The following is a 14,331-nucleotide window of genomic DNA, read 5'->3' as shown; positions in this document are numbered from 1 at the left end:
GCCCTCAACCCTTCTCGATCGCGGTGGCCGGCAACGGATCGTCCTCGATCTCGGGGGGTCGACCCGTGCGCAATCGGTTGTCGATGTAGTTGACCAGATGTGTGAGGGGGATGGTGAGGACGAGGTACATGATGCCGGCGGCCACCAGCGGCGAGAGGTTACCGGTCTGCGCGTTGAGGTCTCGGCCGACCGCGAAGAGTTCGCGTTGACTCGCCAGCAGACCGAGGAAGTAGACCAGCGAACTGTCCTTGATCAGACTGATGAACTGGTTCATCAGAGCCGGCAGCACGCGCCGGACACCCTGTGGGATCACGACGAGCCGCATGGACTGTCGGTAACTGAAACCGATGGCGCGCGAGGCCTCCATCTGTCCCGTGTCGATGCTCTGGATGCCCGATCGGAAGATCTCGCCGATGTAGGCGGCGGCGAGCAACGCCAACGCGACCGCGCCCAGCCAGTAGGGGTTGTTGCCGGTGATGTTCTTGACCACGGGGCCGACGCCCAGGCCGACGATCAGGATCACCACCACGGCGGGTAGGCCACGGAAGACGTCGGTGTACACACGGGCCGGCCAGCGCAGCCATCGTGAACGGGAGATGCCGGCGACCGCCAGGGCCATGCCGAGGATTGTGCCGAGCACGCCGGAGACCACCGACAGGATGAGGGTGTTGACCAGACCGGTCTTGATCAGGTCGGGGAACGACTTCTGATAGAGGTCCCAGTTGAAGAAAGTGCTCCCGAGTTGGGCGAGTGTCCCTTTCGGAGCCGTCGGCTCGTCTTGCTTCGCGGCGTCTGCGGCCGCGTTCTCCCTGGCGATGGCGGCGAAGTCGGGCAATTCCGGTGTCGGCGCCGCCTTGCTGCCGGGTTTCCATCCGTCCGGCAGTTCGCGTGGCACCCAGTCGGTGTAGAGCTTCGCGTACGTGCCGTCGGCGATGATCGCGTCGAGACCGGAGTTCAGCGCGTCGACCAGCTTCGGCTTGTTCTTGCCCACCGCCCAGGCGACGAAGTTGTTGACGCTGAAGGTGTTCTCCACGATGGCGGTGCCGTCACCGTCCTTGACCGCCCCCTCCGCCTGCTGCGACGGCGCTACCCACGCGTCGATCTGGCCGCTCTTCAGATTCGCGTAGGCGGTTGCGTAGTCGGGGAACTTCACCGGGTCGAGCTTGAGTGTGTTGGTCACGTAGTCGTCTTGAACGGTGCCCTGCACGACGCCGATCCGGTTGGACGCACTCAGATCCGAGAAGCTCTTGATCGGTCCGCCCGACGGCGCGACCAGGGAGAAGTAGCCGAAGTCGTAGCCGTTGGTGAAATCGACGGTCTGTCGCCGCTCGTCGGTGGTGGTGATGGACGACGACCCGACGTCGAACCGATTGTTGGCCACCTGCGAGAGCAGGCCCGCGAACTCGGTTCCCGAGAACTGGATCTGCAGGCCCAGCTTGGCGGCCACCGCCTTGAGCAGTTCGTTGTCGAAACCGGTGAAGACACCCTCGCTGTTCACACAGATGCTCGGTCCGGCGTCCGACAGCGTGCCGACCGAGATCGTCCCGGGTTCGAGCAGCCCGAGGGCATTCGTGTCGATCTGGTCGACGGGTGTCGTCGTCGCGGTGGTGTAGCGGTCCTCGCCGCCCTGATCGGCCGCCCCCATGTTGGTCGGGGCGGCCGATGCCGAGGCGGCGCCGGCCGGTGTGCAGCTGTCCGCCGGGGCGGCTGAGGCTCGCGGTGCCGGCGCACCGATGGCGGCGATCAGACCGATCATCGCCACGACGACGAGGACGACCAGGTGGCGGACGGGTCTGCGGGCGGGACGAGCCGGGGCCGGTCGGGAGGCGGTCACCTCAGCACAGTAGCGAGCAGTGGTGGTGGGCACCCAACAGTTCCGCTCACCGCGGCGCGAAACCCACCGATGTCAGGCGGAGCCCCGCGCGGCCATCCGGGCGCGCACCTCGGGCCTGCGCAACGGCGGCACCGTCTTGGGTGGCTGCCGACGCTCCGGCAGCGCATCGAGCAACTCATGCGTCGCCGCGGTGACCTTCTGAACGGCCGCTTCGAACGCCTCGACGTTGGCCGCCGAGGGATGCCGCACCCCGCTCACCTTGCGGACATACTGACGGGCGGCGGCCTCGATCTCCTCGTCGGTGGCCGCGGGCTCGAGACCCCGCAGTTCGGTGATGTTGCGGCACATGGGTCGGCTCCTCGGGTTTCGATACGTCTCCTCGCTCCGCTCGTCGACTACTCAACCAGCGGAGGAATCCGTCTCCTCGCTCCACTCGTCGACCACTCAACCAGCGGAGGAATCCGTCTCCTCGCTCCACTCGTCGACCACTCAACCAGCGGAGGAATCCGTCTCCTCGCTCCGCTCGTCGACCACTCAACCAGCGGAGAAGTCCGGGCAGGGTCGGCCCAACCGCTGATCGAGTAGCCGCGAGCCGCCAGGCGAGCGAGCGTATCGAGATCACCCGCGCCCGACGACGAGTTCAGTCGGCGATCTTGACGACCGCCTTACCCAGGATCCGCCCCTCGGCCAGATCGGTCAACGCCTTGGGCAGCTCATCGAGCGAATAGGTGACGTTCACCTGCGGACTCATGCCGGCCGCGATCATCTCGCCCAGCTCGTCGTGGAGCAGTTCGGGTAGGCCCGGGTGCGTGCGCACGTACTCGCCCCACGCCGCGCCGACGATCGAGATGTTGCGGAACAGCACCCGGTTGAGCTTGACCGTCGGGATGCCGCCGGCCGCGAAACCGATGACGACGTAGCGACCGTCGGGGGCGACCTGACGCAACGCCTCATCGAAGACCTCTCCGCCGGACGGGTCGATCATGACGTCGACGCCTTCGGGTGCGATCTCCTTCAGCTTCGCACCCCAGCCCTCTTCGAGCTGCACGATCTCGTCGGCGCCGGCGCTGCGCAACAGTTCGTCGGCGCCCTTGCGATGCACGATGGCGATCACCTTGGCGCCCATGGCCTTCGCCACCATGATCGATGCCGTTCCGACGCCGCCTGCGGCGCCGAGCACGCCGACGATCTCACCGGGAGCGGTCTGCGCGCGGACCTTCAGCGCAAACAACGCCGTCTGGTAATTGATGCCCATCGCGGCACCCTGATCGAAGGTGAGGCCCTCGGGCAGCGGCAGCAGCTGCTCGGGCGCCGCGGTCACCTGTTCGGCGAAACCGCCGACGACCGAGGCCACGAGCACTTTGTCCCCGGCCTTGACCGACGAACCCTCCGGCGCCTCACGCACCACACCGGCCACCTCGGTCCCCGGCGTGAACGGAGTCGGCATCCGCAGTTGGTACTTGCCCTGGCTCATCAGCAGGTCGGGAAAGCAGACTCCACACGACTTGATGTCGACCAGAACCTGCCCGTCGGCGGGTTTCGGGTCGTCGACGTCGGTCAGTTCCAGTCCTGCGGGGCCCGTCTCGGCGGTGAGCACTTGTGCTTTCATAACGGTCACCCTACGCGGCCCCGAACCTGGACCGGATAGGATCTGCCTCATGACCTCATCGTCGACGCGGATGCCGAACGCCCCATCGCCGGAGCGGAAGAAAGTGGCCGAGGAAGCCCCCGGGTTCATGCCGCTCGACGAGGCCCAGACCTTGTTCGAGATCGCCGGAGAGTATCTCGCACAGCCCAATTCGACGCGTGTGGGCGTGGAGATCGGCACCTACTGCGGCAAATCCACCGTATTCCTGGGCGCGGCCGCCGAGGCCTGCGGTGCGACCATCGTGACGATCGATCACCATCGCGGATCCGAGGAGCACCAACCGGGTTGGGAGTACCACGACACCTCGCTGGTCGACCCGCACACCGGCACCCTGGACACCTCCGCACGCTTCCGGCAGACGATGTTCGACGCCGGCCTCGAGGGCACCGTGATCGGCATGCTGGCGACGTCGACGATCGCAGCCAAGGTGTGGGGCAAACCGGCCGACTTCGTCTTCATCGACGGCGGCCACAGCATGCAGGCCGCGCAGAACGACCTCGACGGCTGGGCACCCTGGGTCCGTATCGGCGGGGCACTGCTCATCCACGATGTGTTCCCCGACCCCGCGGACGGCGGTCGCCCGCCGTACGAGATCTATCGGCAGGCCCTGGCAACCGGCCAGTTCACCGAGGTGCGCGCCGAGGGCTCGCTGCGCGTCCTGCGCCGCGACGGCGGCACGCCGGGCGAGCCCCTCTAGCCCGCCCCGGACCGCCTCGGGCCGGGTCCGCCCCGGGTCCGCAGGGTTCGTCCCCCGGGTATCGCCAGAGCCTCCACAAGCTCAGGGGGCGTTTGCCGATACCCGGGGGAGGAACCGTCACGGCACCAGTGCGCGCAGTTTGCCGAGGATGTCGGGGTAACGCTGGAGGTGTGCGCCGCCGTTGATGTCGAAGGCGGCGCCGGTGATCCACGTGGCCTTGTCGGAGGCGAGGAAAACCGCGACGTCGGCGACTTCCCCGGGCCGACCACTCCGACCCAACGGAGTGTTCTCGATGTACTCGTCGGTCAGCCCCGGCACCATCGAGAGCCCGGCGGTGAGCGGAGTGTCGATGAGGCCGGGTTGGATCGCATTGACGCGGATGCCGCGCGCGGCCAACTCGAGCGCGGCGACCTCGACGAGCATCGTGGCGCCCGCTTTCGACGCGCAGTATGCGGCCACCCCCGCGCCCGGCTGCCGCCCGTTGAGCGACGAGATGACGGTGATGCTACCGCCGTCGACGACGCGCTGACCTGCGTGTTTGAGCACCAGAAACGAGCCGGTCAGACATACCTCTATAGTGGTCTGCCACTGCTCGAGCGGCAGTTCGGTGATGGCGCCGGGGATTGTCAGACCCGCGCAGCTCACCACCGCCCGCACATCGTCGAGATTCGCGAACCCGGCCTCCACCGATGCCTCGTCCGTCACGTCCATCGCCACTGCCCGGCCACCGACCTCCTCGGCGGCGGCGCGTGCGCCATCCTCGTTGACGTCGGCGACCACCACCGAGTAGCCCTCGGCGGCGAAGGCTCCGGCGGTGGCCCGCCCGATCCCCGATGCCCCGCCGACCACCACGGCTGTGCCGGTCATCGCGCGCCGACCTGATCGGAACCCGCGGCGCGCTCCGCCGACAGGTGCCGCGTGAGGAAGGAGATCTGGTGCGTCGCTGCCGGTTCGAACCAGTCCCTGCCATCGAACACGTCGAAGTGATCACAGGGATAGTGCCGCACCTCGGCGCGAGCCTTGAATGCCGCCTTGGCCGCGGCGTGCGGCGGCGCCGCCTGGTCGAAATCGGCGATCTGCATCAGCACGGGAGCGCTGATCCGGTCGGCGATCTTGTCGGCGCGGAAACTGCCCAACTCCAGCCCCACCGACGCATCCACCTCGTTGCGCCAGGACGGCCCGGCTATCGAGAGGTAGTCCTCGTAGTAGCCCGGTGAGGTGAGCGCGGCCTTCTCCCCCGGGCGTCCCACGACGGCCATCATCGTCGCAGGCCGCCCGACCTTGGTCGCCAGCGCACTGCCGATGCCGCTCGCCGTGGAACGCAGCATCGCGGCCGCTCCGACCTGCGGATAGTTGTGGATGCCGGCCGAGAGGCCGTTGACCAGGGGCACCATCGTGATCACGGCGGCGATGTCGGTCCGGTCCGCCGCGACGATCATGGCGTGTCCCCCGGACTGCGAGATGCCCCAGAGGATCACCCGGTCGGGGTCGACGCCCGGTTGGCGTTTGGCGGCCGCGATCGCCGCCCGGTAGTCGTCGGCCTGCTCTTTCATCGAGATCCGCTGCCGCTGTGCGCCTTCGGAGAGTCCGAAGCCGCGATAGTCGAAGGCCAACACGGCGAGCCCGGCATCGGCGAGTCGACGTGCGTAAGGCTCGAGACCGGAATCCTTGGTCCCGGCGAACCCGTGCGCCATGACCACGACCGGACGTCCCGCCGGGCCGTCGAAGGGTGAGGTCTGCGGACCGGGAAAGAACCATGCGTCGCACGATGTTCCGTGCGAATCGAAGGTCACGTTCTGTCGGGTCATGGTCACTCCTGCACTCCGGCCGCAACGGCGGGCCTGTCGTCACGATGTGCGCCGGCATGCGACCAACGGAGGCCTCCTTGCGCGACAGCACGTCGCCGGCCCGCCGGGATCTCCTTGGTCCTGATGTCGTGCTCGTAGAGATAGTGGTCGAGTTGCTGCGTGTGCCGCGGGCGATCGAGCATGTGGCCGGAGTGGAACGCCATGTCCTCGGCGATGATCCGACGCATGTCGTCGACGCCCGGAAGACGATAGCGGCCGACCGCGTACGCGCCGATCACACGCGCCTGGCATTCGACGAAGGGGAACAGCGTCGGCGTCGCCTGAGCGAACCCGGCGAAGACGAGGTCGTCGATACCGGGATAGAACATCCGCTTGTACAGGTCGATACGGTTCTCCGGGGCGCTGATGAAATCAGGGTCGAAGAACGGGAAGGTGATGTTGTATCCCGTTGCGTAGATGATGATGTCGAAGTCATCCGAGGTTCCGTCCTCGAAGTGCACGGTGGACCCGTCGAGCAGCGAGATGTTGGGTTTGGCGATCACATCCCCCGAGCCGAGGCGCAGGGGCAGCTCGACGGACTGGGTCGGATGCGCCTCGAAGAACTTGTGATTGGGGGTCGGGAGACCGTAGTCCTCGGGCCGTCCCGCGGTCATCGGCTGCATGACCTGCATGAACTTCCGCTGCCAGGAGAACGGGATGTACGGCGATGTGTGGTAGTACTTGTCCGCCGGTTTACCCGCGAAGTACTTGGGGACGATCCAGGCACTCGACCGTGTCGACAGTGTCAGCTTGTTGTCCAGCGCCTTCGACGACAGTTCGACGGCGATGTCGGCGGCGCTGTTCCCCAAGCCCACCACCAGGATTCGCTTGCCGGTGAACTCGTGCGGCGTCCTGGGATCGATGTAATGGTGCGCGTGCATGGAGATGCCGTCGAAGTCCCCGGGGAAGTCGGGCACACGGGGATTCCAATGGTGGCCGTTGGCGACGACCAGTAGGTCGAATCGGCGAAGCTCCCCACGTTGGGTCTCCAACTCCCAGCCACCATCGTCGAGCCGTCGGGCATGCGTGACCCCGTTGCCGAACTCGATGTTGTCGAGCAGCCCGAAAGCCTCGGCGTAGGAATCGAGGTAGGCCTTGATCTGCGTGTGGTGCGGGAAGTCGGGGTAGTCGTCGGGCATCGGGAAGTCCCGGAACGACAGCTGATGCTTGGATGTGTCGATGTGCAGCGACCGGTAGGCGCTGCTGTGACCGTTCGGGTTCCCGAAGGCCCAGTTACCGCCGATGCGATCGGACGATTCGAAGCAGGTGTAGGGCACGCCGTAGTCGGCGAGCATCTTGCCTGCGGTGAGGCCGCTGATGCCGGCCCCGATGACCGCGGTGCGCGGTAGATATGAGCTCATGGTTCCTCACCCGATCGCCCGGCGACCCCGGACGGTAGACAGATTGTGCATTCTGTCTACCGCATTTCCGCGCTGGGGTAAACAGAATCCGGAAATTGTCTACGAATTTGCTAGGGTTCGATCGTGAGCGAGGCACCACTACATCAGCGCCCGACCTCCACGGTCAGCGCGCGATTACTGGATGCCACCGAGAAACTGCTCGCGGACAAGGGAATACGATCCACGACGATGCAGGAGGTCGCAGAGACCGCCGGGGTCTCGCGCGCATGGCTCTATCGCCACTTCCCGGATAAATCGACCCTCATCGGTGCCGCCATCGTGCGCCTGAATGAGTCGTTCTGGTCGGACGCGCGGGGCGAGCTCGATGCGATCGACGGCTTCGACCGCCAGGTGGCGGCGGGCGTGCGCATCGGGCGCGGCGCCTATGACGACCCCGGGACCCTGCTGATGCGTTTGCGGACGACCGAGCCCGAGGAGTTCGCCGCCTGCGCAGGTGCCGGCGTCAGCGGGCTTGTCCCCGATCTCGCGTTGTTCTGGCGTCCCTACGTCGACGCGGCGGCCGGCCGCGGGGAGATCCACCCCGCGCATGACCTCGATGAGGTGTCGGAATGGGTTGCACGCGTGCTGATCAGCCTCGGCACAGTCCCGTCGGAGACGATCGACCCCGACGATGCCGACGCTGTGCTGCGGCACGTGCGCCGCTATCTGATGCCGGGGTTGCAGGTGGCGCCTGACTCTTGAGCCGCCGCATGCTCCGAACCGTTCGTGTGGACGACGACGTCACCCCCCGTTCCCTGAGGAGCCTCGCGAGGAACGAGCGATGCGTCACGAAGGGCCCTTCGTGACGCATCCTCGCAAGCTCGGAGGCTCCTCAGGGAACGGGAGGTGACGCATCCTCGCAAGCTCGGAGGCTCCTCAGCCTCGATCTTTCATGTGGTGGTGGGTTGGGGGTTTCGGCGGCTGGGTGTGGGGTTGGTGTGGTGTGGGTGTGGGTGATCGCCGGCGCTGGTGTTCGCCGGTTCTTCGGGTCCTGGGTTGAGGGGCAGGGGCTGCTGTGTGGTGTGTCAGGCGGCGTGCAGGGCGGTGTAGCCCTGGTAGATGAGGTCGTTGTAGGGCCAGCCGCGGGGTAGTCGTAGCAGGTGGCGTCGGCCGGTGTGGATGGTGCGTCCGGCCACGGCGAGGATGCATAGGCGCATGCGTTTGGGTTCGAAGAGGCGCGCGGGGTGGTGTTCGGGCCAGCATAGGGTTTGGGTCCAGGCCAAGAGTTCGGCGGCCAGGCAGACGATTTCGAGCCAGATCTGGTTTTTGGTGAACTCGTGGAAGGGCAGGTTGGCCATGCCGGTGTCTTTGAGGTTGCGGATGCGGTCTTCGGCGCGGGCGCGTTGGCGGTGGCGTAGTTCCAGGACCGGCAGGGTCCAGCCGGTGCCGCGGGTGTTGGTGGCGAACGCAGTGTAGCGGCGGCCGTCGATGTCGGTCAGGCGTAGTTGGGCGCCGGGGTCGGGGTATTCGCGGCGCACGATGACGCGCATCCCGGCCGGCCAGGGGTCGGTGGGGTCGGCGGCGGGGACGATCAGGTCGGTGAGCTCGGCGACCTGGGCGCCGTTGCGGGGTTGTTCGTCACCGTTGAACGCATCGCGCCAGGCCTGCTCGGGCAGCGCGGCGATGGCGGTTTTGACGTTGTCGTAGAGGGTGAACCCGATCGAGTACGCGAGTTTCTCGGCGCGCAGGAACCTGAGGAATTTTTTGGAACAGCCGCCGGCGTCGGTGCGGAGCAGCACCTGGGGGCGTTCGGCGGCGGGCAGTTGGGCCAGCGCGGCGGTCGTGGTGTTGATGTGCAGGTCGGCGCCTTGTGGGGAGGCGCCGCCGCGGCGTAGATCGATGATCAGTGGTTCGCCGGTGCCGTACTGGCCGTGATCGACGAACGCGCACATCGGGGAATGCCCGAACTGGCGTTTGTAGGTCAGTTGGGCGTGTTCTTTGAGTGAATGCGCACCGATGGTGGTGGCGTCGAGATCGACGATCACCTGCCCCCCATCGCGGGTGCCGGGTGTTCCGGCCAGCGGGCGCGCCCGCGTCCATACCCGGGTGCGGGCCGCGGCACGCGCGGCGCGGATCGCCGGTAGCGCCGTGCTCAGGTCGTCGGCCAACACGCTGATCAGCCGGGAGAACGTCGCATCCGAGGCCACCGGCCCGAACAGGTCGGGTTGGGCTCGCACGATCGCCACGTCGGCCGCGCAGTCACCGCCCAGAGCCAACGCGATCGCCAGATCCAGCAGCATCAGGCCCGGATCATGGGTGGCCCGCGGCGAGGTCCACGGCGCCAACGCCGCCGATAACGCCTCGTCCAGGCCCGCGACCTGCGCCGCGTCACGCAGCAGCAACGCCCCCGACGAACTCGTCAGCGACTCGCGGCGTTGATCATCGACAACCAGACGGGGATAGCGGTTATGCTTCACCTGCGAAGTGCCTTTCTGCCAGGAATTATTGTGTTGTGGAGATTCAATAATCCCTTGCCAGGTAGGCACTTTCGCATTTCCCACGCCGAACACCCCAAACAAACATGAAAGATCCAGGCTCAGGGATCGGGAGGTGACGCATCCTCGCAAGCTCGGAGGCTCCTCAGGGAACGGGAGGTGACGCATCCTCGCAGACTCGGAGCCTCCTCAGGGAACGGGAGGTGACGCATCCTCGCAAGCTCGGAGCCTCCTCAGGGAACGGGAGGTGACGCATCCTCGCAAGCTCGGAGCCTCCTCAGGGAACGGGAGGTGACGCATCCTCGCAAGCTCGGAGCCTCCTCAGGGAACGGGAGGTGACGCATCCTCGCAAGCTCGGAGCCTCCTCAGGGAACGGGAGGTGACGCATCCTCGCAAGCTCGGAGCCTCCTCAGGGATCGGGAGGTGACGCATCCTCGCAAGCTCGGAGGCTCCTCAGGGATCGGGAGGTGACGCGACCTCCGATCACCCGGCGGCGACCGCAGCCAACCCCAGTTTCCCCGCCAGTTTCGCCAGGTACCCACTCGCGCGTTCGACGCTGTCGTCGGGAAGCCCGTAGAGGACCTGCGTCACCCCGATCTCACCCCACTTGTCGAGCTTCTCCGCGACGGGCTTGAAGTCGAGCACCACGATCTGCGGCGCACCCTCGCGGCCGGCGTCGGACCAGATCTGCTGGAACAGCGACACCGACCCCTCGATGTCCTCCTCACCGGGGGTGGTGATCCACCCGTCGGCGCTGCGCGCGATCCACTTGAAGTTCTTCTCGTTGCCGGCCGCCCCGACGAGGGTCGGGATCGACGACTGCGGCTTCGGCCATGCCCAGCTCGTCCCGAAATCGACGAATTCGCCGTGGTATTCGGCCTCCTCATCGGTCCAGAGCGCACGCATCGCCTCGAGATACTCCCGCAACATGGTCCGCCGACGTTTCGGCGGTACGTCATGGTCGGCCAATTCGTCCAGGTTCCAACCGAATCCGACACCGAGGGTGAGCCGGCCGCCGGAAATGTGGTCGAGGGTGGCCAGTGTCTTCGCCAGCGTGATCGGATCAGACTGCACCGGCAGCGCGACCGCGGTCGCGAGCCGGATGCGCTCGGTCACCGCCGCGGCGGCCGCCAGTGATGTCCATGGGTCGAGCGTTCGCATGTAGCGGTCGTCCGGCAGCGACGAATCACCCGTCTGCGGATGCGCCGCGTCGCGACGGGTGGGGATGTGGCCGTGCTCCGGGACAAAGTACGACGCGAAACCGGCCTCTTCGATCAGCGGCGCCAGCACCTGCGGTTTCAGGCCGCGATCACTCGTGAACTGCACGATTCCGAACTCCATGAACCCTCCAACGCCGCATCGCGAATCGCCGTCCAGCACCCTGGACGACTGACTGGACACTAGTCTAGGTGATTCAGCGTCCGACGGCCAGACTTTGCCGGACATCACGGAAGATCCCGTGGCCCGGGGTGGTTCGGCTGATCGCGTCGGCGGCCAGCACGACGGCCGCCGACGTCCAGCAACTCTTCTCGACCGGCCACCGCTTGCCGTCGGCATAGACGAGGCCCGTCCAATACGATCCGTCCGGATCCCGCAGGTGCTGAATCGATCTGACGAGTTCGATCGCATCATCGGTGTCGCCGAGCGCATCCACCGCCAGCGCCAGCTCACAGGTCTCCGCGCCGGTCACCCAGGGACGATGGTCGACGCAGCGGATCCCGAGCCCGTCGACGACGAACTCCTCCCACCGACGCGCGATGAGCTCCTGCCCCGCGCGACCGCGTACAGCGCCACCGAGAATCGGGTAATACCAGTCCATCGAGTGATCCGACGGCGGCTCGAACAACTCGGGCCGGTCGCGGATGGCGTCACCGAGGGCGGTGTGCGCGGACACCCATGCCTCCTCCGGCTGGCCCATCTCGTCGGCGATCCGCACGGCGCAGTCGATGGCCTGGAAAATGCTTGCGTTGCCGGTGATCTGGGCCTGTTCGTACATGGCGCCGGACCGATGATCCCCGGCCCAGCGAAATGCGCCGTCGGCACGCTGATACTTCATGACCAGGTCGATGGCCGACCACACCGTCGGCCACATCCGATCGAGGAACGCGGAGTCGCCGGTGATCAGGTAGTGATGCCACACCCCGACCGCGATGTACGCGCAGAAATTGCTGTCGATGTTGGGGTCCTCGACATGGCCGACCACGGTCCGGATGGGCCACGATCCATCATGGCGCTGGTGCCTGCGCGACCAGTCGTATGCGGCCTCGGCCTCGGCGATGCGGCCGGTGACCGAGAGCGCCATCGCCGACTCGACGTGATCCCACGGATCTGTCTGGCCACCCGGAAACCACGGCAGTGCACCCGAATCCTCTTGCATCGCAGCGATCGCGGCGCCCGTGCCATCGATCTGTTGCGCGGTGAGCACCCCGGCGATCGCCGGAACCGAGGTCACGCGGTCGCGGTGTCGGCCGGTTTACGCAGATAGAGCGCCACCGACTTGCCGATGACCGGATTGAGCACCTGTTCTCCGACCCGGGTCAGCCACGGCTTGCTCATCATGTCCCACACCAGTAGCTGGTGATATCCCTTCACCAGGAGGTTGTCGTTGTTCTCCACACCGACTGCACATTTCAGCCACCAGTACGGTGCGTGCAGCGCATGGGAGTGGTCGGTTCCGGTGACCTCGAGGCCCGCCGCTTCCAACTTGCCGGCCAGTTCGGAGGCCTTGTAGATGCGGACGTGACCGCCCTCCACCTCGTGGTACTCGTCCGACAGGGCCCAGCAGACCTTCTCCGGCCAGTAACGCGGAACGGTGACAGCGGCGTGTCCACCCGGCTTGAGGATCCGCACCATCTCGGCGATGGCGCCTTCGTCGCCCGGGATGTGCTCCAGGATCTCCGACATGAGAACCACGTCGAAGCTGTTGTCCGCGTACGGAAGTCGCAGCGCGTCCCCGACCTCGGCGCGCGCCTTGGCGTCCGCCGGGACATGACCTTCGGCCATCATCGCGTCGAACATCTCGGCAACGTCGGCCATGTCGGACTCGGACTGGTCGAACGCGATCACGTCGGCACCGCGACGGAACATCTCGAACGAGTGCCTACCCTGACCCGCCCCGATGTCGATCGCCTTGGTCTGCGGACCCACCCCCAGGCGGTCGAAATCCACTGTCAGCACGCGTACTCCCCTATCTCTGAACGGATGCGCCCGACCGGTCGACGCTCTCGCGCGCCACCCGGTCCAGCACGGTCTCGTAGTGCTCGGCGGTCTTGGCCGCCACGGCCGCCCAGCTGTAACGCTCCTCGACGCGATGCCGTCCGCCCTCCCCGAGGCGGCGACGCAACTCGGCGTCGTCGAGCAGCCGTTCGATCGCCTGGGCGAGTTTGCCCGAATCCCGCGGCGGCACCAGCAGGGCCGCCTCTTCCTTGGTCCCGACGACCTCGGGGATCGCGCCGGCACGCGTCGCGACCAGGGGCGTCGCACAGCTCATCGCCTCGACGGCCGGTAAGGAGAAGCCCTCGTACAGCGAAGGTACGCAAGCCACCTCGGCCGATGCCATGAGCTCGGCCATCTCCTCGTCCTCGAGGCCCGACACAACCTTGACCTTGTCACCGATGGCGAGTTCGTCGATCATCTTCGCCGACGGCCCGTTCGGATCGAGTTTGGACACCAGTACCAGTTCGACCTGTCGCTCGGCACTGAGCTTGGCGACCGCCTCCAGCAGGTACGACACACCCTTGAGCGGCGCGTCGGCACTTGCCACACAAGCGATCCGACCGGGTACGCGCTCCACACCGGGCCGGAAGACCGATGTGTCGACGCCCAGCGGGATGGTGGTGATCCGGCCGGACGGGATGTCGAAGGCCTTGCGGATGTCCACCTCGCTGCTGCGGGACACGGTGAGGAGCTCGGGGATTCGGCGCGAGACCCGACCCTGCATGCGCAGGAAGGAATGCCAGCGCCAGGCGGTGATCTTGCGCCAGCCCTTCGCCGCCTTCACCGCCAGTGTCCGGTCACGCGTGATCGGATGATGGATCGTCGCGATCAGCGGGAAGCCGGCCTTCTGGATGTCGAGCAGACCGTAACCGAGGCACTGGTTGTCGTGGACGATGTCGAAGTCGTCTCGGCGGTCCTTCAACAGGCGGGCCACGCGCAGGCTGAAGGTCAGTGGCTCACCGAAACTCGCGGTCCACATCGAACCGACCTCGAGCAGGTCGATCCAGTCGCGGTACTCCTTCGGCCGTGGCGTACGGAACGGATCCGGTTCGTCGTAGAGCGCCATGCTCGGCACCTTGGTGAGCTTGACGCCGGCATCGATGGCGACCTGGTCGAGCTCGGGATAGGGCTGGCCGGAGAAGATCTCGACCTCGTGCCCGAGCAGAGCGAGCTCGCGCGAGAGATGCCGGACGTAAACCCCCTGGCCGCCACAATGCGGCTTGCTGCGATACGACAGCAGTGCGACCCGCATCC

At 66.6% G+C, this 14,331-nt stretch carries 13 protein-coding genes; 2 read left to right on the top strand and 11 right to left on the bottom strand.

Annotation, left to right across the window (positions count from 1 at the left end):
• Positions 1–4 precede the first annotated feature (4 nt).
• The 3 genes from AC4AMJ_RS03565 to AC4AMJ_RS03555 form a co-directional block, all read right to left on the bottom strand.
• A complete protein-coding gene (locus AC4AMJ_RS03565; RefSeq protein ID WP_489918367.1) occupies positions 5–1,756 on the bottom strand; it encodes an ABC transporter substrate-binding protein/permease in 1,752 nt (583 codons plus the stop codon).
• A gap of 150 nt (positions 1,757–1,906) precedes the next feature.
• Positions 1,907–2,182: a DUF2277 domain-containing protein gene (locus tag AC4AMJ_RS03560; protein ID WP_489896938.1), complete on the bottom strand. Its 276-nt coding sequence runs from the start codon at positions 2,180–2,182 to the stop codon at positions 1,907–1,909.
• Positions 2,183–2,474: 292 nt separating this feature from the next.
• A complete protein-coding gene (locus tag AC4AMJ_RS03555) occupies positions 2,475–3,443 on the bottom strand; it encodes an NADPH:quinone oxidoreductase family protein (protein WP_489896939.1) in 969 nt (322 codons plus the stop codon).
• 49 nt (positions 3,444–3,492) lie between these two features.
• On the opposite strand from AC4AMJ_RS03555, the gene AC4AMJ_RS03550 reads away from it, so the two are divergent.
• Entirely contained in the window at positions 3,493–4,179 is a 687-nt protein-coding gene (locus AC4AMJ_RS03550) for a class I SAM-dependent methyltransferase (RefSeq protein ID WP_489917268.1), read from the top strand.
• A 117-nt stretch (positions 4,180–4,296) separates the two neighbouring features.
• Here the strand turns inward: AC4AMJ_RS03550 and AC4AMJ_RS03545 are convergent, their stop codons facing one another.
• Genes AC4AMJ_RS03545 through AC4AMJ_RS03535 form a run of 3 tightly spaced genes read right to left on the bottom strand, consistent with a single transcriptional unit; the run spans position 4,297 to position 7,387 of the window.
• Entirely contained in the window at positions 4,297–5,046 is a 750-nt protein-coding gene (locus AC4AMJ_RS03545) for an SDR family NAD(P)-dependent oxidoreductase (protein ID WP_489896941.1), read from the bottom strand.
• Positions 5,043–5,987 (bottom strand): alpha/beta hydrolase, encoded by a 945-nt coding sequence (locus tag AC4AMJ_RS03540; RefSeq protein ID WP_489896942.1) that lies wholly within the window; start codon positions 5,985–5,987, stop codon positions 5,043–5,045. The genes AC4AMJ_RS03545 and AC4AMJ_RS03540 overlap by 4 nt, the downstream gene beginning before the upstream one ends.
• Positions 5,988–5,989: 2 nt before the next feature.
• Positions 5,990–7,387 carry a flavin-containing monooxygenase gene (locus AC4AMJ_RS03535; RefSeq protein ID WP_489917267.1) on the bottom strand — a complete coding sequence of 466 codons (1,398 nt, stop codon included), beginning with the start codon at positions 7,385–7,387 and terminating at the stop codon, positions 5,990–5,992.
• A 123-nt stretch (positions 7,388–7,510) separates the two neighbouring features.
• On the opposite strand from AC4AMJ_RS03535, the gene AC4AMJ_RS03530 reads away from it, so the two are divergent.
• Positions 7,511–8,128 carry a TetR/AcrR family transcriptional regulator gene (locus tag AC4AMJ_RS03530; protein ID WP_489896944.1) on the top strand — a complete coding sequence of 206 codons (618 nt, stop codon included), beginning with the start codon at positions 7,511–7,513 and terminating at the stop codon, positions 8,126–8,128.
• A 323-nt stretch (positions 8,129–8,451) separates the two neighbouring features.
• Here AC4AMJ_RS03530 and AC4AMJ_RS03525 read toward each other — a convergent pair whose 3' ends face one another.
• From AC4AMJ_RS03525 to AC4AMJ_RS03505, 5 genes are all read right to left on the bottom strand, one after another.
• Positions 8,452–9,843 (bottom strand): IS1380 family transposase, encoded by a 1,392-nt coding sequence (locus AC4AMJ_RS03525; RefSeq protein WP_489897037.1) that lies wholly within the window; start codon positions 9,841–9,843, stop codon positions 8,452–8,454.
• A 501-nt stretch (positions 9,844–10,344) separates the two neighbouring features.
• Complete coding sequence (locus AC4AMJ_RS03520; RefSeq protein WP_489917266.1) at positions 10,345–11,202, bottom strand: LLM class F420-dependent oxidoreductase; 858 nt, start codon at positions 11,200–11,202, stop codon at positions 10,345–10,347.
• 73 nt (positions 11,203–11,275) lie between these two features.
• Positions 11,276–12,313 carry a prenyltransferase gene (locus tag AC4AMJ_RS03515; protein WP_489917265.1) on the bottom strand — a complete coding sequence of 346 codons (1,038 nt, stop codon included), beginning with the start codon at positions 12,311–12,313 and terminating at the stop codon, positions 11,276–11,278.
• A complete protein-coding gene (locus AC4AMJ_RS03510; protein WP_489896947.1) occupies positions 12,310–13,038 on the bottom strand; it encodes a class I SAM-dependent methyltransferase in 729 nt (242 codons plus the stop codon). The genes AC4AMJ_RS03515 and AC4AMJ_RS03510 overlap by 4 nt, the downstream gene beginning before the upstream one ends.
• A 10-nt stretch (positions 13,039–13,048) precedes the next feature.
• On the bottom strand, positions 13,049–14,329 hold the full coding sequence (locus AC4AMJ_RS03505; protein ID WP_489917264.1) for a glycosyltransferase family 4 protein: 1,281 nt from the start codon (positions 14,327–14,329) through the stop codon (positions 13,049–13,051).
• Positions 14,330–14,331: the final 2 nt, after the last annotated feature.

It is taken from the genome of Gordonia sp. LMA484 (genome assembly GCF_058129505.1).
The sequence above is the reverse complement of the archived record's forward strand: the minus strand, read 5'-3'. Positions and strand labels throughout refer to the sequence as shown.